Source organism: Sciscionella sediminilitoris (assembly GCF_000737195.2).
Lineage (GTDB): Bacteria > Actinomycetota > Actinomycetes > Mycobacteriales > Pseudonocardiaceae > Sciscionella > Sciscionella sediminilitoris.
In genome coordinates, this window is record NZ_JALM01000081.1 from 1 (window position 1) to 20961 (window position 20961).

At 71.4% G+C, this 20961-nt stretch carries 10 protein-coding genes; 5 read left to right on the forward strand and 5 right to left on the reverse strand.

Annotated features, from left to right (window positions below; genetic code table 11):
• Positions 1-1091 (reverse strand): type I polyketide synthase (locus AD72_RS27375; protein WP_037347516.1); only part of this gene is annotated, 1091 nt, incomplete at its 3' end.
• A gap of 251 nt (positions 1092-1342) precedes the next feature.
• On the opposite strand from AD72_RS27375, the gene AD72_RS27380 reads away from it, so the two are divergent.
• The 4 genes from AD72_RS27380 to AD72_RS27395 are packed head-to-tail and all read left to right on the forward strand — an operon-like array spanning position 1343 to position 6966.
• Positions 1343-3031, forward strand: a complete 1689-nt coding sequence (locus AD72_RS27380) for a flavin monoamine oxidase family protein (protein WP_031469491.1) — start codon at positions 1343-1345, stop codon at positions 3029-3031.
• A gap of 17 nt (positions 3032-3048) precedes the next feature.
• Positions 3049-4455 carry a class I adenylate-forming enzyme family protein gene (locus tag AD72_RS27385; RefSeq protein ID WP_031469492.1) on the forward strand — a complete coding sequence of 469 codons (1407 nt, stop codon included), beginning with the start codon at positions 3049-3051 and terminating at the stop codon, positions 4453-4455.
• Positions 4456-4486: 31 nt separating this feature from the next.
• Positions 4487-5425: a hypothetical protein gene (locus AD72_RS27390; RefSeq protein ID WP_031469493.1), complete on the forward strand. Its 939-nt coding sequence runs from the start codon at positions 4487-4489 to the stop codon at positions 5423-5425.
• Positions 5422-6966, forward strand: coding sequence for an MFS transporter (locus AD72_RS27395; protein ID WP_031469494.1), 1545 nt, complete (start codon positions 5422-5424; stop codon positions 6964-6966). Before AD72_RS27390 ends, AD72_RS27395 begins: the two co-directional genes overlap by 4 nt.
• A gap of 16 nt (positions 6967-6982) precedes the next feature.
• On the opposite strand, the gene AD72_RS27400 is transcribed toward AD72_RS27395, so the two are convergent.
• Complete coding sequence (locus tag AD72_RS27400) at positions 6983-9676, reverse strand: AAA family ATPase (protein ID WP_231644982.1); 2694 nt, start codon at positions 9674-9676, stop codon at positions 6983-6985.
• A 179-nt stretch (positions 9677-9855) separates the two neighbouring features.
• Here AD72_RS27400 and AD72_RS27405 point away from each other — a divergent pair, with 179 nt between their 5' ends.
• Positions 9856-12561 (forward strand): helix-turn-helix transcriptional regulator, encoded by a 2706-nt coding sequence (locus AD72_RS27405; protein WP_031469496.1) that lies wholly within the window; start codon positions 9856-9858, stop codon positions 12559-12561.
• Positions 12562-12580: 19 nt separating this feature from the next.
• On the opposite strand, the gene AD72_RS27410 is transcribed toward AD72_RS27405, so the two are convergent.
• From AD72_RS27410 to AD72_RS27420, 3 genes are read right to left on the reverse strand one after another with little or no spacing between them, the layout of a single operon-like run.
• Positions 12581-15310 (reverse strand): ATP-binding protein, encoded by a 2730-nt coding sequence (locus AD72_RS27410; protein ID WP_031469497.1) that lies wholly within the window; start codon positions 15308-15310, stop codon positions 12581-12583.
• A 12-nt stretch (positions 15311-15322) separates the two neighbouring features.
• Positions 15323-18088 (reverse strand): AAA family ATPase, encoded by a 2766-nt coding sequence (locus AD72_RS27415; RefSeq protein WP_231644983.1) that lies wholly within the window; start codon positions 18086-18088, stop codon positions 15323-15325.
• A complete protein-coding gene (locus AD72_RS27420; protein WP_037347523.1) occupies positions 18085-20754 on the reverse strand; it encodes a helix-turn-helix transcriptional regulator in 2670 nt (889 codons plus the stop codon). Before AD72_RS27420 ends, AD72_RS27415 begins: the two co-directional genes overlap by 4 nt.
• Positions 20755-20961: the final 207 nt, after the last annotated feature.

Consider the following 20961-nt stretch of genomic DNA (forward strand, 5'->3'; position numbering starts at 1 on the left):
CCGTTGCTGCGGGCCTCGGAAAGCCGCTCCAGCACGAACATCCCGGCACCCTCGGCCCACGCCGTGCCATCGGCCGCGGCCGAGAACGGTTTGCACCGCCCGTCCGGGGCCAGACCGCGCTGCTGGGCGAAGGCGATGAACGGGCCCGGCGTGCCCAGCACGGCGACCCCACCGGCCAGCGCCAGGTCGCATTCCCCCGCGCGCAGCGAGCGCACCGCCAGATGCAGCCCGACCAGTGCCGCGGAACAGGCCGTGTCCACGGTCAGCGCCGGTCCCTGGAGGCCGAGTGTGTAGGCGATCCGCCCGGAGACCACGCTCGGTGCGCTTCCGGTCAGCAGCTGGCCTTCCAGGCCCTCCGGGGCCTGCGCCAGCCGGGTGCCGTACTCCTGCGGTTCGGCCCCGACGAACACCCCGGTCGCGCTGCCCGCCAGGGTGTTCGCGTCGATCCGGGCGCGTTCCAGTGCTTCCCAGGCGGTCTCCAGCGCGAGGCGCTGCTGTGGATCCATCGCCAGCGCCTCGCGCGGCGAGATCCCGAAGAAGTCGGCGGCGAATTCGGCGGCCTCGTGCAGAAAACCACCGTGCCGCACATAGGTACGGCCCGGCGTGCCCGGCACCGGGTCGTACACGCCGTCGGTATCCCAGCCACGATCGGCAGGGAACTCGGAGATCACGTCCAGGCCACCATCCACAATGGACCACAGCTGTTCGGGTGAATGCGCCCCGCCGGGGAACCGGCAGCCGATCCCGACGATGGCCACCGGATCCGCGTTGTCCTGTGCGGCAACCACATCCGCCGCAGCGGGCCCGGTGCCGAACAGCGTCTCGTCCAGGAAATCCGCGACCGCACCCGGATCCGGATAGTCATAGGCCAGGGTCACCGGAAGCGCGCACCCGGTCGCGGTACTCAGCTGTTCGTGCAGCCGGACCGCGAGCAGTGAGTCGAAGCCGAGCTCGGCGAAGGTCCGGCCCGTTGCGGGCGCCGGGTTGTCCAGCACCGCCGCCGTCACCCGCCGCACCAGCGCGAGCAGGCTCCGCCGCCGCTCCGGCCGCGGCCGGTTTTCCAGCCGACGCAGGTATTCCACCTCACTCATGCCCGCACTCGCCACCTCAGATCGACCGGCACACGGATCTCGCCGGTCAAGCTATCCGCGCACGCCCCTCCGGGCGAGAGGAACAGTTCCACCGGTGGGTAACCGCTCGCCGGTTCCCCGGGTATGGGCGAACGGTGGAAAAGGTATCCGGCCGAGGCAGGCGAAGTCATTAGTGTTGCGCACCGGCGAACCGGATCTCAGCGCCGAGGCCCGTACCCGCGCGAGGCCAATCCAAGCCGGAGGTAACGTCCATGACCGCACTGCCCGTCGAAGAACTCACGCGGGACGGCCGGGCCGCGGAAACGCGCCGGACGGGCATGCTGTGCCCCGATTTCCCGTTCGCCTACGACGATTGGCTCGCCCATCCCGCCGGTCTCGGGCGGCTGCCCGGGCAGGCGCTGGGCACCGAGGTCGCGGTGATCGGCGGCGGCCTTTCCGGTCTGGTGGCCGCCTACGAACTGATGCGGCTCGGACTGCGCCCGGTGGTGTACGAGGCCGAGCAGCTCGGCGGCCGGATGCGTTCGGTCACCCTGGACGGCTACCCCGACTCGGTCCTGGAGCTCGGCGCCATGCGGTTCCCGCGTTCCTCGGGCACCCTGTTCCACTACATCGACGAACTGGGCCTGCGCACCGCCCCGTTCCCCAATCCGCTCTCCCCCGCATCCCCGAGCACGGTGATCAACCTGCACGGCCGCAGTCACTGGGCGCGCACCGCGGCCGACCTTCCGGATGTGTACCGCGAGGTGGACGACGCCTGGACCAAGATCCTGCAGGAACAGGCCGACAGCTCGCTGATGGAGGACGCCATCCGGCGCCGCGATGTCTCCGCGATCAAGACACTGTGGAACCGCCTCGTGGCCGCGCTGGACGACGTCTCCTTTCACGGTTTCCTTGCCTCCTCACCATTGTTCTCCTCGTTCGAGCACCGGGAGATCTTCGGGCAGGTCGGTTTCGGCTGCGGCGGATGGGACACCGACTTCCCCAATTCCGTGCTCGAGATCCTGCGGGTCATCTGCACCGACACCAGCGATGAACACCACAGGATCCTGGGCGGCTGCCAGCAGCTGCCGCTGGGACTCTGGAAGGACGAACCGCGCGAGCTCGCATACTGGCCGGAAGGCACCTCGCTCGCCGGGCTGCACGGCGGCGCGCCACGACCCGGCGTGGTGCGGATCGACCGCACCAGCCGGGGATTCACCATCGAGGACTCCGCGGCGGGGGTACGCACCTATCCGACGGCCATCTTCGCCGCGCAGAACTGGAACCTGATCTCGGGCATCAAAGCGGACGAAAACCTGCTGCCGCAACAGATCTGGACTGCGCTCGAACGCACCCACTACATGGGCTCCTCGAAGCTGTACGTGGTCACCGACCGGCCGTTCTGGCTCGACCGGGATCCCGCGACCGGGCGCGAGACGATGAGCACGACCCTCACGGATCGCTTCCCCCGCGGGGTCTATCTCATCGACGACGGACCGGACGAGCCCGGCGTGATGCTGCTGTCCTACACCTGGAACGACGACTCCCTGAAAGTCGCCGCACTGAGCGCCGAACAACGCCTCGACCTGATGCTCGACGCGCTCGCCAAGATCTATCCCGGGGTCGACATCCGCTCCCACCTGATCGGCCCGCCGGTCGCCATCACCTGGGAGACCGAGCCGCATTTCAAGGGCGCGTTCAAATCCTGCCTTCCCGGCAGCTACCGCTATCAGCGGCAGTTGTTCACCCAGTTCATGCAGCGCGAGGCGAGCCCGGGGCACCGCGGATTCTTCCTCGCGGGCGACGACGTGGCCTGGATCGCTGGCTTCTCCGAGAGCGCGGCGACCACCGCGCTCAACGCCGTCTGGGGCGTGGTCGATCACCTCGGCGGCAGCACCCACCCGGACAACCCGGGACCGGGCGACCTCTTCGACCGGCTCGCTCCGGTGGCCCTCGACTGAGCGGAAAGGAACACGGCATGTTCACGAGGATCTACTCTCCCGACGTGGTCACCGACGGCGCCGAGTTCGAACAGCAGGCGCTGCGGGTGGCCGAGGCACTGCGCGAGGAGAACATCGGCTCCGGCGATCGCGTGCTGCTCAAGGCCGAGAACTCGCTCGGTTACCTGACCATCCTGCTCGCGCTCATGCATCTCGGCACCTCGATCGTCCTTGTGGACCACATGGAGCACGCCGACCGCACCGCGGCCACGATCGCCTCCTCGGATGTGACACTCGCCGTGGTCGACGACGATGCCCCGATGCCACCGCGGGCCCGCTCGGTCTCGAGTTACGAGATCCTGGTGTCCGCGGCCGAACGGACACCGGGTGAGGAGCGGCTGAGCTTCGACGACTGGAAGAAGCTGCCGGACAGTCTGGTGATGTGGTCCTCCGGTTCGACCGGTGCGCCGAAAGGCGTCGCGAAGAACGGGGCGAAATTCCTGACGAACCTGGAACGCAATGCCGATCTGGTCGGCCATCGGGCGGGGGACGTGCTCCTGCCCCTGCTGCCGTTCAATCATCAGTACGGCCTGTCCATGGTGTTCATCGCCTGGTTGCGGGACTGCGAGTTCGTGATCGCCCCGTACCGCCGTCCGGACCGCGCGCTGCGCCTCGCTGGACGCGCCGGGGCCACGGTCGTGGACGCCACCCCGTCCACCTATCGCAGCCTGTTCAACCTGATCGACAAACGCCCCTCCCTTCGCGAAGGTCTTGCGCGGGCGCGCATGCTCTGCAGTGGCGCGGCCCCGCTCGAACCGGAGGTCACCGAACGGGCCGTGGAACTGTTCGGCCTGCCACTGCTGGACAGCTACGGCAGCACCGAGATGGGCAATGTCGCCTTCGCCAATCTGGGGAACCCGCACGGCTGCGGGCAGATCGTCGAAGGACTGGCGATCGAGGTGCGCGCCGAGGACGGCACCGTACTGCCCGCCGACGAGGTCGGCGAACTCTTCGTATTGGATCCGGACCTGATGGAGGGCTATCTCGACGAGCACGGCCGGATCCGGCCGGTGGACCGCGGCTGGTACGCCACCGGGGATCTGGGCAGGCTGGACGCCGAGGGGAACCTGTTCGTCGTGGGCCGCAAACGCGCCGTGCACCGCAACGGCCACACCCTGCACCCCGCGATGATCGAGCACCGGCTGGCCGAGAGCGGTTGCTCGGCGGCGATCATCGCGCTTCCCGACCAGCGGCGCGGATCGAGCCTGGTGTTCGTCGTCCAGGACGGCGCGCAGCAGGACGCGCACTACTGGCGTGCGCGGATCTGCGATGTGCTGCCACCGGCCGAACAACCGAACCGCGTGCTCGTCACCGAACGGTTCCCGTTGAACCGCAACGGAAAACCCGATCGCGACCAGATCGAGCGGCTGGCCACGACCGAATAGCGGGACGCAGCCACGCAACGGGAAGGACACCATGGACGCTACTTCCGATGCTCTCCTCTTCCCCGGCATGGGCCCGGCCCGTGCCGGGGAACTAGGGCGGTTCCTCGTCATCGACCACCGCGCCAGACGACTGCTCGGGGTGGCGGAACAGTCCCTCGGTCATTCCCTGCTGGACCCGCTCGCCACGGAAGGCGAGGAGTACACCGAACACACCCAGCTCGCGTTCGTGCTCGCCTGTCTCGCGGTCGCCGAACGGGCCGAGCAGGAACACGGCCTGGATCCGGTCGCCGTCGGCGGGGCGAGCTTCGGGCAGCGCGCCGCCGTCGTCCGCTCCGGGGCGCTGCCGCTGGCGGAGCTGGTGCGGCTGATCACCAGGGTCGCCCGGCAGGAGCGGGACTACTTCACCCGCGCGCATCAGGATCTGGTCAGCCAGTTCGTCGTGCGCGTACCCGATCCGGTGCTGGCGGACGTGCTCGACGGGTTCGGCGAGTACGAACTGTCCGGCCGGTTCGACCAGGACGTGCAGCTGGTGACCCTGCGGGAGAACCGGCTCGAGGAGTTCGTGCGGCGGGTCCGGGCCGCCGGGGGGTACGCGCTGACCACCATGCGCCCGGCCGCCCATGCCCGGGCACTCGGCCCGCTGCGCGAGGAGCTGGCGGAGATCTTCACGGAATTCACGTTCGCCGATCCCGCCCTGCCGATCGTGTCCGACCAGGACGGGGAGCCGCTTCGCACCGGCGGCGCGGTTGCCGGGCTGCTGCTGGAATCGACGGTGACCGCGGTGCGGCTGCCCGAACTGGTCGGGCGTTTCTCCCGGCTCGGCATCGCGCGGATCCTGGTCGCCGGACCGGATCACCTGCTGCACCGATTACCGGGCCTCACCGGCCGGTTCGAGCTGCTGCGCGCCGATCTCCGAGCCGTCCTCTCCCCCGCACCACGTCCCCGACTCAGCAGGGCGGTACCGGTATGACACCGAGGAGGGACAAGATCGCGACCATCTTCGTGGCCTGCCTGGCCGAGCTGATGGTCGCGATCGACATGACCGTGCTGCACCTGGCCATTCCCGCGCTGACCGCCCAGCTCGGCGCGACCTCCGAGGAACTGCTCTGGATCGCCGATGTGTACGGCTTCGCCATGGGCGGGCTGCTGGTGACCATGGGCAACCTCGGTGACCGCTTCGGCAGGCGCCGCATGCTGATCATCGGCGCGACGACGTTCGCGGGCGGCTCACTCCTGGCCGCCTACGCGCCTTCGGTGTGGATGCTCGTCGGGGCACGTGCGCTGCTCGGTGTCGCGGGCGCCGCGGTGCTGCCCTCGGCCACCTCGCTGCTGCGCGCGGTGTTCACCACCCAGCGCGCGCGGACGGCGGCGATCGGGGCGAGTTCCGGGGTGTCCGCGGCGGGATTCGCGATCGGCCCCATCGTCGGCGGCCTGTTGCTGGACCACTTCTGGTGGGGCACCGTGTTCCTGGTCAACGTCCCGGTCACCGCGGTGGTGCTGCTCGCCGCCCGGATGGTCCCGGAATCCCGCAGCAGCAGGAAACTGCGGCTGGATCCGCTCAGCGTGCTGCTCTCCATCGTCGGCATCATCGGGATCGTCTACGCGTTCAAATCCGTCTTCTACGCCGGACCGTGGAGCCTGGATGTGCTGCTGGCCTTCGCCGTCGGCGGAATCTGCCTGATCGTGTTCGCCCGGCGCCAGCACCGGCTCGAGGAACCCCTGATCGACCTGGAGCTGTTCCGCAACCGCGGATTCGCCGCCTCCGTCGGATCGAACCTGATCTCGGTGTTCACCATGTCCGCGTTCGCGCTGATCAACAGCCAGTACTTCCAGCTCGTGCTCGGCTGGGATCCACTGCGCTCCGGTCTGGCCTTCGTACCGGGTGCCCTTGCCGCGCTCCTGGCCGGTGGTGTGCTCGCGGCGAAGGTGGTGTGGCAGTTCGGCCGCGCCTGGGCGGTCTCCGGCGGGCTGGCCCTTGCCGCGCTCGGATTCGGGCTCTACGGTGCGGTGACCACGAATTCGGACTTCACCCTGGTGATGATCTCGCAGGTGGCGTTCGGCGCGGGGGCGGGCCTGACCCTCACGGTCACCGGCGACACGATCCTCGGCACGGTGCCCAGGGACCGCGCGGGGGCGGCGGCCTCGATCTCCACCACGGCCTACGAGCTCGGCGGGTCACTGGGGATCGCGGTGGTGGGAAGCGTGCTCACCGCCGTGTACCAGGCGCGGCTGGTGCTGCCCGACAGCGTTCCCGCGGACCTCGCCGCGCGGGTCCAGGAATCGTTCAGCGCGACCGCCGCGGTGGCCGCGGGCCTTCCGGAGCCGGTGGCGAGCGCGGTACGGCTGGCCGCGGAACAGTCCTTCGTCGGCGGCATCCGCGCCAGCATGCTCGGCAGTGCCGTGGTGATGGTGGTGCTGTCCCTGACGGCCCTGCGGACACTGCGGCGCGTGCCGAAGCTGATCGAGAACCCGCTGGACACTCCGGGCCGGGAGGCGGACCAGCCACGGTGAACCCGGGTGCGACCGCTCAGAACGTGTACTCCCCGGTCAGGATCGCCGCCGCCAGTTCGACCCGCGAACGGAACCCGGTACGGGAGAACAACCGGGTCAGCCGCCCCTCGACGCTTTTCTCACTGGTACCGAGCACCACGGCGAGCTGCTGGTTGGTCAGCCCCTCCGCGACCAGGATCGCCAGCAACCGCTCGTTCTCCGCGGTGGCCTCCGCCCGGCCCGGGCCCGCGAATCCGCGCTCCCGCAACAGGGTGCGCAGCCGGGCGCGCCAGAACCAGGCGCCGACCACCCCGCACAGTTCGTACGAGGCACGCAACATCCGCTCGGTCCGGTACCCGGCAAGGCCCGCGTAGGCAAAAGCGATCGCCGCCTCATGCGGCACATCCCGGCGTTCCTCGGCGATCTCCACCGCCTCGTGCGCCGCGTGCTGATCGCCGCGCACCGCCGCGACCGCCAGCAGGTGGTAAAGCCGGGCTCGGGCGGTACCCATCCGCTTCGCCGCATGCGCCGAGCGCTGCACCCACTGCTCGGCCTCGCCGTGCTCGCCCCGCCGCAGTGCCGACCGGGCCAGGTCGGTCCACAACTGTTCGGTGCCGAGCAGATAGTCACCCTGTTCGGCGCTGCGGGCGGCCGCGAACAACAGCTGCTCGGCGCCCTCGGTGTCGCCCGATTCGCGGAGCACGGTGGACCCGGCCTGCTGGATCACGTGCTCGAGAGGAAGCGTGCGGCCGTAGTCGAACAACGCCCGCGCCCGCACGAGCCAGCCCTGCGCGGTCAATATCCCGATCGTTCCCTGCACCATCGTGCTGTACGCGGTCGGCGCCGAACTGACGCCCTGCAGCATCGCCCGATGCGCCAATTCCAGGGCCTCCCGCCAGTCCCCCGCCAGGTGACTCAGGTGGAACCGATCCATACCGGACAGGTGCTCGGTATCGAGCCCGACATCGGCCATCCGCTGCTCGGTGTGCCCGCGCTCACCGAGCTGCAGCAGCATGTCCAACTCGAAGCGGCGTTCCTCCAGCCAGTAGCTCGGGAACTGGCCGGCCCGCCACAACCGCGGATCCTCCAGCAGCGCGTACAACGGCGCCGTGTTCCCGGCCACCACCTCACAGGAGGCGAGGAACATCGTCCCGAAATCGGTGGTGACCGGATTGCTCCGGCTCCACACCTCCCGCAGCCGGGCGAGCAGCTCCCGGGCGTCCTTCCACCGCCCGCACATGATCAGCGCATAGGCCTTGGTGACCGCCGACGGCGCGGGGTCCTGTGGCAGGACCGCGGAACCCTCCTCGGCGATCTCGGCCAGTTCCTGGGACTTCTGCTGCTCGGAAAGCCCCGTCAGGTACACGATCGAGAGCTCCTGCAGCTGGACCGGCTCCAGGTCCGCGCCATGCTCGGAGAGCGCCCGGAACGCACAGTCGCCTGCCGCGGAGTGCCGGTGGTGCACCGCCCGTGCCGCGCTGAGCAGCAACAGCGCCCCGGCCCGCTGGTCCGGGGTCCTCGCCCGCGCCGCCGCCGCGCTGAGCCAGCGCTCCGCCTTGGGCCCGTCGGTCAGCAGCACCCGGCCGCCCTGCTCCAGCAGCGACGGGGCGGCATGCCGCGCATCCACGAATGCCCCGGCTTGGGCGATCCAGTCGAGCAGCACCTCCTCCGGCACGCGCAGGTCCTGTTCGCGCACCGCGCGCACGGCGCAGGCGGCCAGGTTTCGCGCGGCGTAGGGCCCGAGCCGGACGAACAGCGCGTCCCGGACGGCGGGGACCCGGAACCGATACCCGCCGTCCCGGTGCCGGACCAGCACTCGCCGGGCGAGGAGAAGGTCCACTGCCTCGGCGACCGCGGTTGCCGCGCGGCCGAGGGCGACAGCCGCGACCGGCACCAGCTGCCCGCCGAGCGGGGCGAGCACGGCCGACGCTTCGGCGAGCTCGCGCAGTTCGGTTCCCGCACCGGTCACCGCGCGCAGCAGCGAGTGTTCCTCGGTGCCGACCGGCGAATCGGCGCAGTGGGAGCGGTAGGCGGTCCGGTCCACGACCTGCAGCGCCCCCGCCGCGCGATACCCGTTGACCAGTGCGGTCAGCGCGGCCGGATTGCCCCGGGCGGCCGTGTGCAACTCGTCCACGAGATCGCCACTGGGCTGCGCGTAGATCAGCGCGGCGATCAGCGACCGCGCCCGGGATCGGGACAGCGGCCGCAGCAGCCGCAGCCGGGCCAGGCCCTCGGCCCGCAGCCGGGTGAATGCCGCGCCCACTCCGGGGTCCGGTTCCCGGCCGCCGGTCAGCGAAACCGTCGCCACCACCGAGATCCGGGAGCCCACCACGGGATCGCGCAGCAGCGGATCGAGCAGCCGCGCGCTCTTCTCGTCCAGCCACTGGGCATCGTCGACGGCGAGCACCAGCGGGCCGCCGTCGCGCAGCAGCGGCAGCACCGCGCTCGCCACTGCGGCCAGCGCCTCCGGCCGTTGCCCGGCGACCGCGCTCTCCCTGGCCAGCATCGCCCGTACCGGGCGGACCCGCCAAGGGTCACTCTCCACGAGCCGGTTGAGCAGCCGGAACACCGCGCCGAACGCGAGCTCCCGGTCGGCTTCGGTCAACCGCAGCACCAGCACGGTCGCCGAACCCGCCGTCTCCCCGATGTGCCGCTCGAGCGCCGTACTGCGGCCGCTGCCCGGTTCCCCGGCGAACACGGTCAGCACAGTGCCGTCCTGCTCGGCGTCCACTCGACCCCCGTATCGACAACTCTGACATGCCCACTGTGCGTGTCCGTACCGGAACAGTTTCCGAAAGTAGCGGATATCCGCCGCGGGAGTCGAGCAGCCCGGGTCCAGCCGATCCGGATCCCGCCTGCGGCGCTGCGTGTGCTATCCGATGTACTGGTGGAACCGAACCGAGGACGGACATGAGTGCCACGAACATCACACACGCGGGACCCGAGGAAACACTCACCGCACTCGGCGCGCTGTTCACCGGTCCGGGCGAGATCTGGGTGGTGAGCGGTGCCACGGGATCCGGCCGCAGCCGGGCACTGGCCGCGCTGTCCGACCGTCGCCGCCGCGGTGTCACGGTGCTCTCGGTCCCCGTCCGCGACGACCCCGGAAGCGCCCTGCTCCGGCTCGCCGACCTGATCGACAACCTGAACACCGCACTCGCACAGCCGGAACTGATCAGCTTGCACAGCACCGTGGCGCGGCTGCGCGGGCGGCTCGCTACCGAACCGCATCCGGTCCCGCTCGCGAACGACCTGCTCAGCGTACTCGGCACGCTCGCCGAATCGGGCCGGATCGTGCTGCAGTTCGACGATTTCGACCTGCTCCCTCCGGAAGCGGCGGCGACGGTGTCCCTTGTCGCCGACGGGGCGCGCCCGGCCGGGGTGAGCACCGTGGCGACCGTGCTCACCCGTCCCGAAGGCCCGGACACTGCGCTGCACCCCCTCGCGGACGGCATCATCGAGCTGCGTCCGCTCACCGAGGCCGAGACCACCGCGCTACTGCCCGCCTGGACCACACCCGCCGAACCCACGCCGAGCGATCCCCGATTCGTGGACGCGCTCGGAGCCGCCCTCGGGCCGCTGTTCGGCAATCCCGCCACGGTCCTCGCGACCGTCACCGACCTGCGTGCCCAGGACCGCCTCAAGGTCATCGACGGCCACGTCTGCCTCGGCGGCATCGACATCCCGATCGCGCTGCCGCCTGGTCATCCGCTGCTGCTGCGGCTGCGCGGCCTCGGTCTCGCCGCGCGCCGGCTCGCCGCGGCCGTCGCGGTGCTCAGCGAACGGGGCGTCCCCGACATCGACGGCCTCTCCGAGCTCGCCACATCGGCCGGGTTGTCGCTGCCTACGGCCGGACGGGTACTCGACGATCTGGTGCGGGCCGGAATCCTGCGACTCGGCGCGGCGGGCGCGGTCGAGTTCGCCGTGCCCGCGCTCGCCGAGCGGCTGCGCACCGATCGCGGGCTCCGCTGGCGCCGCACCCTGCACAGCAGGATCGCGCACCGGCTGCTGGAGCTGCACCGGCAGGACGGTCCAGTGGCACCGGAACGGATCGCCCGCCATCTCGCCGAGCTGCCACCGGCCACCTTGGACGAGGAGGCCGTCGGCATCCTGCTCGCGGGCGCGCGGGAGTGCATCGACGCCGAGGCCGCACACCGCTACCGCACGGCCGTGATCCGGGCTCTGCCAGCGGAGGACCCACGCCACCGCGCGACGCTGAAGACGGTGCTCGCCGACAGTTTCGCGGCCGGGCGCTACGACCGGCTCGCCGATGAACTCGCCGGCGTCAGCGCCGCACGCCTTTCCCGGCCCGGCCTCCCCGCCGAGCTGATCGTGACCGCGCTGGTCTACTGGCTCGCGGCGCTGGCGCACGAACACCGGCTCTACGAGCTGGACCTCGTCCGTCCGTTGGCCGGTGCCCTCGCGCACACCGCCGCCCGGGAATTGCTCGACGCCGTCGGCCGGGGAGACCGGGGCACCTCCGCGGCGAACCTGCGGATCCTGGGCGAGGAGTACGGAACAAGCGAGGAGGAACTGTTCGCGTTCGGCGCCGAGGTGCTGCTCGCCTGTCTTCCCGAGGATCACGCCGCGAACACCGAGGCGAACGAAGCCGCCGGTTTCATGGACTTCGTCAACGTCCTCAAGGAACTGCACCCCGAGCGCTATACCCCGCCGCCGAGCGGGTTCGCCGCGGACTGGCACGCCCTCCGACGGGCCTACCACTTCGGCGAATGGGACGCCGCGCTCTCACTGGCCCGCAAGCTGGAGGGCGATCACCTGTGGACGGTGCCGCGCCAGCATCAGTTCTACGCGGTGGCGGCCGCGGAGATCAGCGCCCAGCGCGGCGAACTCGACCGTGCGGAGCAGTGGCTGGAACACCGGGCCTTTGCCGAGGTCCCCGCCAGTTACCTGGCCTGCGTCGGCTGTGCGCGGCGCCGGTTCACCGAGGGGATGGCGCGGGCGGTCGAGCAGGGCTGGCAGGACTACGAGGACTGCCGGGCCAAGGGAGCCCAGATCGGCATCGAGTTCCTGCTGGGACGGTTGCTGAACTACGCGCGCGCGGCGGGGGACGAAGGCGTCGTCCAACGGGCCCTCGCCGCACTGGAAGAACTCGCCGAGCGCCGCCCGGTCCCCACCGTGCGGGAAATGCTGCTGGTGCACGGTGGCTCGGCGCGGCGGGACCTGGAGGCGGTGCGCGCCGGAGTCGAACTGGCCCACGAATCCGGTAATGCCTTCCGTTACGCGGATGCCTGCGGACTGCTCGGCGAGCTGAGCCCGGAACCGCGGCGCTGGCTGCTCGAGGCGCACCGCATCCTGACTCAGCTCGGCGCGGTCCAGGAGACGGCGCGCATCACGGAGCTGTTGTCCCGCCGCGATATCGCGATCCCGCAGGACCGCGCGGACCGGACCTCGCTCGACCCGCTGGAGCGGCGCATCACCGAGCTGGTGGCGGGCGGGCGCACGAACCGCCAGATCGCGGCGACCCTCCAGATCAGCGAAAAGCGCGTGGAGGCCCGGCTGACCACGCTGTTCGAATCCACCGGGCGGCATTCCCGGGTCGAGCTGACCACGGCGTGGCTGCAGGGGCACTTCGACACACCTGTGTTCCCCCACTGAGCCGGGCGGACCACAGCCATCAGCCCGCCCGGTGCCCGCTCAGTGCCTGCGCCAGCTGGGCCCTGCTGCTGATTCCGAGTTTCCGGTAGGCACTCGTGAGATGCTTCTCCACCGCACGCACCGACACCGCCAGCTGTTCGGCGATCTCCCGGTTGCGGCCACCCGCCACCGCCAGTTCCACCACCCGCTGCTCGGTGGCCGTCAGGGAACCGCTCGGGACCAGCTCGACGCCGTCCGGGCGCAACAGCCACTGGGCGTCACACTCGGCGGCGAGCCGCTGGCCTCGCTTCAGGCACTCCCGCGCGCGAGCTCCGGTCTCCCGCTCCCCCAGTAGCAACAGCACCCGGGCCAGTTCCAGCCGGTCGGCCGAACCCTCCAGCATCTCCGCCGCCTCGCGCAGCAGGGGCACCGCATCCTCGTCCCGGTCCAGCAGCGCCGCCCTGATCCGCAGCGCCCTGCCGATCGCCGCCGTGGCGCCCCAGGACATCGACCGGGCCACGACCTCCTGCGCGATCGCCTCGGCCTGTTCGGGCTGTTCGGTGGCGGCGAGCAGCGTGGCGATCCGCCCGCGCACCGGCGGCAGGGCGACCCTGGTGCACCCGGCGGACTCCAGCTGGTGCGCACAGTCCTGGAAGTACTCCAGCGCCAGCACCAGATTTCCCTCGGCAAGCGCCAGCCCGCCGTGGGTCAGCGACCTCAGCCACGGATCCTGGTCCGGCTCGCAGTACTCGATGATCCGGCGCGCGAGCTCGGGGGTCCGCCGCTCGACGACGATCTCGGTCAGCACCCACAGCACCACCGAGGTGAGCCGGCTGCGCGCCGAGGGTTCCACGGTCAGCACCGCCAGCGCCCGTTCCCGCGCCTCGCCGAAGCGGCCCGCGGCGTGCGCGAGCAGCACCTGCCCGGTCCACGCCACCGCGTTCGGCACGTCCGGGGTGTCCTCCGGTCCGCAGGCCGCCGCCAGCCATGATTCGACGCCCTCGATCGCATCGGCCTGCGTCAGCAGCGGCACCAGCAGCGGTAGCGCCGTGTACATCTGCTCCGGGGAACCCGGTTCCCTTGCCAGCACCTGCTGGGCGAGCGCCACGGCGGATTCCCGGGGTATCGCGCTTGTCGTGGCCGCCAGATACACCAGCACCGCCACCAGCTCGCGTTGCGCGGAGGACTTCCCGGCCGGTTCCGGGCCGAGTTCGGCCAGCCGCTCGGCCGCCTCCGGACCGGCCCCCGGCGTATCCCGTTCCAGATAGCGCAGGCGCGCTTCCAGGCGCAGCGCCGCCTCGGCCGTGCCCCGGCCCCGGCAACCGCGCAGCTCCCCGAGGCAGCGCCGGATCGGCTCGGCATCCGAGGCCGGCTCGGGCCCGGCCAGCACCGGAAGCACGCAGAGCGCGGAGGCCCGGCTCACCGGACTACCCAGCATTTCCAGTGCCTGATGCAGGTGTCTGCGCGCGGCAGGCAGATCGTGGCGCCGTTCCACCCTGGCGAGATCCACCAGCAACTCCGCCCGGTCGGAATCGGGATGAGCCAGGGCATGCCGCAGGTACTGGGCCGCCACGCGCGGCTCCCCCTCGGCCAGCGCGACCCGGGCCGCGATCCGTAGCACCCCGGCCGCCCACGGTCTCGGCTCGGCTATCGTCGCCAGCAGCTCCCGCGCGACCTGCTGCACCGGCCTGCCGAGCCGGTAGTGGACTTTCGCGGCGCGGAAGTGCAGCCCGTCCTGCTCGGCCGCGGTCAGCCGCTCCGCGATCAGTTCCCCGGTCAGCGTGCCGCGGAACCGCAACCGCCCATCGGCAGCCGGTTCCTGGACCAGCGCGAGCCTGCGCAGCGCATGCTGCACGGCATCGAGGTCCGGCCGGTCGAGCCCCACCACCTCACCGATCACCTCGGCCTCGGTCTCCTCGCCCAGCGCCGCCATGGCCTTGGCCACTGTGCCGACGCCCGCCGGTTGGGCGTCCAGGCAGCGCGCCAGCCGGGTCGCCGCCGAAGCCGGGCGCAGCGCGGCGAGTTCGGTCACCGAGTCGGCGACCGGGCGCAATCCCTGTTCGGCCATGGCCCCCACCAGCGCGTCCAGCAGCGCGGGAAGTCCGCCGGTGCGCGCATGACAGGCCTCGGTGAACACCCGCTCCGGGGCTTCCGGGCACCGCGCGGCGAGGTAGGTGTGCACCGCATCCACCGAAAGCGCGGTGGCGTGCAGCCGCCGTCCCGCGGTACGGACCAGGTCCTCGAGCACCATCTCCTCGGAGCTGTCCGCCCCGTCCTGCAGGGTCACCACGAGCAGCACGGGCAGCCGGGCGATCCGGTTGGCGAGGTAGGCGAGCCAGCGCAACGAGGCCGCGTCCGCCCACTGCAGGTCGTCGACGAGCAGCGCGAGCGGACCACCGTGCGAGGCCGCCTCGGTGATCACCCCCAGCAGTTCGTGCAGCACCAGGTGGGCATGCTGCGGGCTGACCGGCATCGCGGAGACCGGCTGATCCAGCCGCGCCTGTTCGGGAAGCTCGCCGGAAAGACCCGCCTCCCGCAACGGGTTCAGGAGCAGCCGGGCGAGGCCGTAGTCGATCTCGCGCTCCGGCGGTGTCGTCACGGTCCACACGACCCGCAGGCCCTGGGCCGTCGCCTCTTCACCCGCCGCGTGCAGCAGGGCGGAGCGGCCGGTGCCGAACCCGCCCCGGATGAGGACGAGCTCCCCGTGACCCGATTGGACCCGGGCGATGGCGGTGCCGATCGAAGCAAGCCGGTCATCGCGCTCGATCATGGTCACGCCCGATCAGAGCTCCTTGTCCAGTGCCGCGAAGAGCTCACGGAGCTCGGCTCTTCCGGTCACCTCGAGCTGCCGGTAGATGGAGGTCAGTCGCAGCTCCACGGCGCGCTTGGTGATGCCCAGTTCGGCGGCCAGATCGGCGTTCGAGGCATCCGCCAGCACCCGCCGGACGAGCTCCGCGGACGCCGGTTTCAGCGAGCGCCAGCGCCGGAGAACGGCGCGGTGGTTCGGTTCGGGGCGCGGGCGTTCGGCAAGCCGGCTCTTCAGTTCGGCCAGCCGCGGCCGGGCCCAGCCGAGCTGGTAGGCGGCGGCCAACCGTTCCGCCTCCCGCAGCTCCCGAGCGACTCCGCCGGTCTGGCCACGGTCCAGCTGTGCCGCGGCGCGCAGCAGTAACGCCTCGACGTGCAGCACCCTGGCCGGGGAGTACCGGAGCGCGTTCACCGCCTGGGTCAGCCCGAACACCACGTCATCCGACCCTTCGGCGATACCCGCGCCGAGCTGGGTGCGCCCGATCACGGTCTGGGTACCCCACGCCTGGGCCAGCCGCCACTCCTGCTTGATCATCGCGGCGGCGGTCTGCTCGTCGCCGAGTGCCTGTGCGGCCACCGCCAGCTGCGAGCGCCAGGGCACCAGGGCGGGATTGAGCCAGCCGAAGGCGTGCATGCGGCGCCCGCATTCCTCGAACAGCCGTAGCGCACCCTGATGCTGTTCGAGTTCCAGCTCCAGCAGGCCGAGCATGAACAGCAGAAGCGGGGTCACGGCGCCGGACTCGGTGGCCCGGTCGATCTCGTCCGCCGCCTGCTGAGCAGCCACCAGGTCGTCCCGGCTGAGCGCGGCGCCGATCGCGATCGTGCTCAGCGCACCGGCCACGGTCGGCGGCCTGCCCTCCGGCGGAATCAGCCCTCGTGCCTCGGCCAGCGCGTCCTCGGCCGCCCGCACCCGTCCGCGCAGCAGATCGATCCACGCGCGACCGGTGAGGGCGAGCGCCACCGGGACCCGCGCACCCGCCGCCGAGGCCGCGGCGATCACCCCGTCGTAGACCGAGGCAGCGGTGAGGACATCGTCGGTCTGGGCGAAGGTCATCGCCAACACCAAGCGGGGCCCGTACAACGACGGCTCGTCTTTCCCGGTCCCCATGGCCCGCTGCGCCAGCAGGCGGGCCATGCGGAGATCACGGCCCGCGGCCATGGTCAGCCACGCCGCAACGGCCGCCTGTGCCGGACTCATCTGCGCCGGGTCCACCTCGGTCACCGCGGGCACGCCGAGGCTCGCCGAACCGGGACCGCCGGGCTCGGCGAGCCAGTGCAGGGCGATCAGGTCCGCGTGCTCCCGGGAACCACAGGCAGCGGCGTCGAACCCGGCCAGCGCCTGCGTCGCGTTCTCCGGCCGCCCGTGCAGCAGCAACAGGTCCGCAGCGGACAACCTCGTCCGGACGGATTCCTGGTCCGCGCTGGCCGGAATCGCCCGGGCCAGGCGCAGCTCACCGGTGAACGGGCAGGAACTCGCCGCCACGGTGGCCAGGTCCAGGCGCAGTCGCGCCGCCGTGCCTTCCGGTGCCGGTTCGGCCAGCGCGCGGCGGTAGTAGCGGGCCGCGCTCGCATGGTCGCCCGCCTCCCGGCGACGGCGGGCCGCCAGTTGCAGGGCCTCCAGCGCCCAGGTCTGGCCGATCGGCGGAGCGTCCACGAGCAGTTCGGCGATCTCGGCCTCCGGGACCGCCCTGCGGTGCCCGAGTTCCGCGGCGCTGCGCCGGATCCGGTCCCGGTCGTGCTGACCGGTGGCCGCCAGCACCCAGGTCGCGAGCTCGGGGTCCATCGGCTCGCGCCGGTCCGTTCCCAGCAGGCCCAGCTCGGTCAGTACGGCCAGCGCACGGGTGATCGTCATACCGAGCGGGCCGACGAGCGGACGCAGGCAGGTTTCGTCCGCGGTGCCCACCACCGCGATCGTCCGCACCAGGGCGGCGAGGTCCGCGGGCAGTCGCGCGAGCAGACTCAGCACGTTCGTCCGCCGGGTGTCCGCGACCAGGGTGCCGATCCCCGCTTCGCCGCACCCGCCGCTGGCGGAGCGGGTCAGCGCTTCGGCCAGCAGCGCCGGATTCCCCCTGGTGGCCTGGTAAAGCTCCTCGGCGGGGGGCCGCGGCGCGGGCACCGAACCCACCACACTGTGCACCGCGGTCTGGCTGAGCGGTCCGAGGCGTACCACCCGCTGCCGCTCACCGGGCACCTCCGCGGACGACAGCGGGTCGAGGCCACCATCCGCGGCGGGCAAGCCGGCCTGGGCTCCCAGCAGCACGATCGGCACTCCGGCCCGGCGGCGCCGCAGCACCGAGAGCCAGGCCGCAGACTGCTCGTCGATCAGGGTGACGTCGTCGACCACCAGCAGCACCGGACGGCGCCGGGCGGACTCCAGCATTCGCAGGCAGAGCAGTTCTTGCACGATCGTGGCGTCCGCGCCGTCCTCGAGGAGCCGCGGCAGCCACGAGACACCGGTCAGCTCCGGCACTTCACTCAGCAGCTGGGACAGCACGCCGTACGGCAGGGCCGCCTCGGTGACCGAACCGCGGGCCGTGAACACCTGCAGTCCCCGCTCGGCGGCCAGCTGCGCGGCCCGCTCGAGCAGCGCCGTCCGTCCGGTTCCCGGCGGCCCGATCACCTGGGCAGGGCCACCGCGGCCATGTTCCAGGTCCTCGATCAGCTCGGTGATCGCGCGCAGCTCGGTCTCCCGCTCCACCAGGTGTGCGGTCGTCCTCGTTTCGGGTGTTCTGGCGGTGTTCACCGGCTCGTCCCCGTCCACTCCACGCAGTCCGGTGGCTGGCCGAGCGCCGTCGCCAGTTCGACCCGGCTGGTGACCTGCAGCTTGCGATAGGCACTCGTCAGGTGCGTCTCCACGGTCCGGACCGTGACGAACAGCCGCTCGGCGATCACCCGGTTGCTCACCCCGCGCCCGGCCAGTTCCACCGAGCGGCGTTCGGCCGGGCTCAGCGAGGCCAGGGGCGACTCCTGCCGGGGAATGCCCGCCGCCGCGGCCGCCTGGCGCGCCCGCCGCGGTAGCTGCCGATCACCGAGACGCAAGCTGGCCCGCGTGGCCCGGCGCAGCCGCTGCCGCGCCGCGCCCAGCTCGCCGACATCGATCAGCGCGCGGCCGAGTTCGAACTCCGCCAGTGCGGCTTCTCGCCGTGCCGGTGATTCGGCAAGCGTGCCGCACGCCTGCTCGAGCAGTCCGACCCGTTCTCCGGGCTCCGCGGTGATTCCCTCGGCGAGCCGGGCCATGCCGATCGCCCGGGGAGTACCCCACCGCAGCGCCGGGGCGGCACCATAGGCGGCCAGTTCCGCCGCCTCCTCGTGCTGCCCCGCATCCGTGAGCAGGCACACGGCCTCGAACCACCACGGAGCCAGCAAGGGGTTGGTGATGCCCACCTCGGCGAGGCTTTCCGCGCACCGGTTGAACAGTACGAGCGCGGTATCCTGCTCGCCGAGCGCCCAGCGCACCCGTGCGTCGATCAGTTCGAACCACGGACGCAGCACGGTATGTTCGAGCAGCTGCATACTGTCCGTCTCGCGCAGAACCCGGTCCGCCTCACCTGCCTCGCCCTGTTCGACCAGCACGGTCGCCAGCGCGATCCGGGGCACCACCGCCGCACTACGGCCCGCCTCCTGGGAAGCGAGCGCGTAGGCCCGTTCGGTGTCGGCGCCCGCACCGGTCAGGTTCCCGCACCAGTGACTCACCAGCCCGCGAAACGCCAGGTACTCGCCACGCTTGGCGGGCACCAGGTCGATCACTTCGGTCAGCTTGCCGTGAGCCAGGTCCACCTCGTCGGCCAGCATCAGCGCGAGCACGGCGGCGCTCACCGGCGAGTCGTCCACCGTCGCGTCGCAGCGGCGGATCGCGCGCGAAGCCCAGTCCGCGGCCTGTTCCGGCTCGACTCCCTCGAGGGCGGCGACCACCGCGCGGACCGCGAAGTGACCGGCCTCGGCCAGACCGGCCCGCGGGCGGACGTGGTCGGCACGCAGCCAGGAGTCGAGTCTTTCCACGCTGTCCCGGTGCTCGATACCCACCAGCCCCAGCAGGGCATGCAGGTGCCGTTGCACCGGTGGCCGCAGGTCCTCGTCCAACCGGGTCAGTTCGTCCTCCAGGACGCGCACCGCGGTGCCGCACCGGCGTACGACCAGGGCCAGCCTGCCGAGCCGCACCGCGATATCGGCCCGCTTGACCGGATCGCTTTCCCGTTCGAGCGCGTGCTGCAGAAGCTCGAAGCCGTTGCCCGGTTCCACCCGCGCAACGGCTTCGGCCAGCTGAACGAGCAGGTCCACATCCTCGGGCCGGGCTGCCGCGGCCGATCTCAGGTAGCGCAGCGCGGTGTCCGGCGCTCCCCGTTCGCTCGCCACGGTTGCCGCATCGCACAACAGGTCCACCATCCACGGTTCCGGTTCCGCCAGCTGGAGTACCTGCTCGGCCACCACCTCGGCGGGCTCGGCCGCATCGCTCAACAACGTCGCCGCCGCCCGCCGCAACCGGGCCAGCTCCGTGGGCCCGGCGCCATCGAGCAGACCCGCACGTACGGACTCGTTCCGGAACTCCAGTCCTTCAGGAGCGAGTATCTGCTGGGCGCGCAGCATGCCGACGGCCGTCTCCGCCGTGTGCACCGGCACTTCCGCCAGCCGGGCCACCAGGAACAGCTCCCGGCCGCCGAGCACGGCCACCGCGAGGCCGACGAGTCGCACATAGTCCGGCAGGCGATCCAGCAGCGAACCCACGGCCGACCTCCCGGATGGCGGGCCGTTTTCCTCGACGAGCAGCTGGCCAAGCAACAGCGGGTTACCACCGGTGCGCTCGAGGCAGTACCGCACGAACGACTCCGTTGCTCCCCCATCGGCGGCGGTCACCAGCTGGCTCACCGCCTGCTCCGGCAATCCGCCGAGATCGAGCGTCTCGGTGCCATACCAGCACTCGAGATCCGGGACCCGGGCATCAGCCGCCTTTCTCGTGCGCACCAGGACGATCCGCAGCGGCAGCCCGGCCGCCCTTCTGGCCAGCAAGCCCAACCAGCGCAGTGTCGGTTCCTCGCACCACTGCACGTCATCGACCACCAGCACGACGCCGGTGCGATTCCGGGCCCATACCGTGAAATCCGTGTACCAGTCCTCGAACGCCCCGGGGTCGAGTTCCGGCTGCCGGACACCCGCTTCCCTTAGGGCGGCGAACAGCTCCGGACCGGCCTCCCCGCCCCGGACGGCAGTGGCCCGGCAGATCACACTGTCCGCGCATCGGGCCAGTGCGGCATCCACCAGACTGGTCTTGCCGATACCAATCGGCCCACGGACCACCACGACGACCGGCGTGCGGCGCGACCGTCCGGGACGCAGGCGCGCATCGAGCCAGCGCAGTTCGGAATCCCGGCCGATCATCCCCAGTCCGGGCATCCTGTCTTTCCGGTCCACCATGCACTGCCCCTCCGCCGACCGCAGTACCTCATGTGGCGGCACGTACCAGGTACGAGCGCCCACATCGGTCATCTCATCGCGTGCTCATCCGGCGGGCCAGGGGAGCTCCGGTGCGGCGAGGGTTATCCCTCACATTTCCCGGCACCTGCGTACCGGTCACTGCCCATACCACGAACCGAACGCTTTTACCATTCAACGGATACGGCG